The 1,278-nt window shown below is 75.4% G+C and carries 1 protein-coding gene; it reads right to left on the bottom strand.

Annotated elements, in window-relative coordinates; all coding sequences use genetic code 11:
* A partial coding sequence (locus tag KSNIM_RS20265) for an RNA polymerase sigma factor (RefSeq protein WP_263104616.1) occupies positions 1 to 981 on the bottom strand: 981 nt, incomplete at its 3' end.
* Between the last annotated feature and the right edge of the window lie 297 nt (positions 982 to 1,278).

Below are 1,278 nucleotides of genomic sequence, written 5' to 3'. Positions count from 1 at the left end.
GAGGGCGCGGCGGGACCGGCGCCGGGCGGCCCGCCGCAGGCTCCGCGTCCCCCGCGGCCCGACCAGGTCGAGCACCCGGCCGCCGACCCCGGACGGCGCCGTCGGCACGGCCGCCGAGCCGGCGGAACCCGCGTGGGACAGCGCGGAGGAGACCGCCGTGCCCGGGCCGGACAGGGCCGCGAGTTTGGCCGCGAAGAACTCCGGGCCGAGCGAGAAGCCGTGCATCGGCACCACCAGGACGAGGCCGGCGAGCAGTCCCTCGGCGGGGACGAGGCCGCGGCCTGCGCTCTCGCACATGCGGCAGGTCCGCAGGTGGCGGGCTATTCGCTTGCGCCAGAGCGCGCTCGGGCGGCCGTCCCAGGCGGCGGTCAGTTCGCCGAGGGAGGGGCACCCCGGCTCGGCGGAGAGCGCCCGGACGACGGTGCGGCCGACCTCCAGCTGTTCCTTCATCCGCTGCACCCGGACGGCGGTGTGCTGCGGGGAGAGTTCCAGTGCCTCGGCCAGTTCGGTGCGGGTGAGCCGGCCCGCGGCCTCCAGCCACCAGAGCGAGAGCAGGTCCCGGTCCCGGTCGTCCAGCCAGCGGGTCGCCTCGGTGACCTCGCGGCGCTGGCCGGAGAGGCCGAGGCGCAGCACGGTGAGGTCGACGAAGTCGCCGGCCGGGTCGGCGACCTGGGCCATGCCCTCGATGTCGGGGACGGGCCCGGTCTGCCGGGCGTTGCGGCTGCGGCGCACCTCGTTCATGGCGACGGCGACCAGCCAGGAGCGGAAGGCGGTGGTGTCGCGCAGGCCGGACAGGCCCCCGACCATGCGGATCATGGTCTCCTGGACGACGTCGTCGACATCGGGGTGGCCGTTCATGGCCCGGCCGACGATGTTGTAGACGAGCGGCAGGCAGTCGGCGACCAGCCGGTCCCGGGCCGCCCCGTCACCTGCCTGCGCCGCCTCCACCACCGCGGTGTCCATTGCGCCGTCGTTGCCCATGTGCCCTGTCCTCGCTCGTCCTCAAGCCACGGCCCCCACTGGACGGAGACCCGGGCGGGCGCACCGGATAACAGGAATCCGGGTGTGTGATCCGCCGCGGTTCTTTTCCGTTATGGCGACCCCGTGACGTGGTCTCCCAGGACGTCGGCACGAACACCGGCGCGAATCGGCCCAGGGAGCAGCCCAGTATGAACGACGACCCGACGACCCCGTTCCACCTCCCGCCGCACCCCGGGGACCACGGCGGCCACGGCCGGGCCGCGGCGGTCGGCGGCCGGGCGGCGCGCCGCCGGTCCC

Origin of the sequence: Kitasatospora sp. DSM 101779 (assembly GCF_025655475.1) — a bacterium.
In the GTDB taxonomy this organism is placed as follows: domain Bacteria; phylum Actinomycetota; class Actinomycetes; order Streptomycetales; family Streptomycetaceae; genus Kitasatospora.
Note: the sequence above shows the minus strand (reverse complement) of the source record. Positions and strands in the feature narration are given on the sequence as shown.